This window comes from Neisseria sp. P0009.S007 (assembly GCF_051962515.1).
In genome coordinates, this window is the sequence record NZ_JBQCVF010001113.1 from 1 (window position 1) to 269 (window position 269).

Annotated in this window: 1 protein-coding gene; it reads left to right on the forward strand. The window is 53.9% G+C overall.

Features of this window, described 5'->3' with window-relative positions; translation table 11 throughout:
• Window positions 1–183 (forward strand): non-canonical purine NTP pyrophosphatase (locus ACTHS3_RS17945; RefSeq protein WP_440368773.1); only part of this gene is annotated, 183 nt, incomplete at its 5' end.
• Window positions 184–269 lie beyond the last annotated feature (86 nt).

Sequence of the window (269 nt, forward strand, 5' to 3'; positions counted from 1 at the left end):
GGCATCTGGCGCGGACAATGGCAGGCAGAAGCCGCAGGAACCCACGGTTTCGGCTATGACCCGCATTTCTACCTGCCCGAACACAACTGCACCGCCGCCGAGCTTGACCCCGATATCAAAAACGCCGAAAGCCACAGGGGACAGGCGTTGCGGGAATTGTTGAAAAAAATCGAAGCCCTCTGAACAACAAAAACGTCGTCTGAAAACCCGCAGTGCCGTTTTCAGACGACGTTTTTCATCCTGTTTATCCGTAAAACGCACCACCAAAG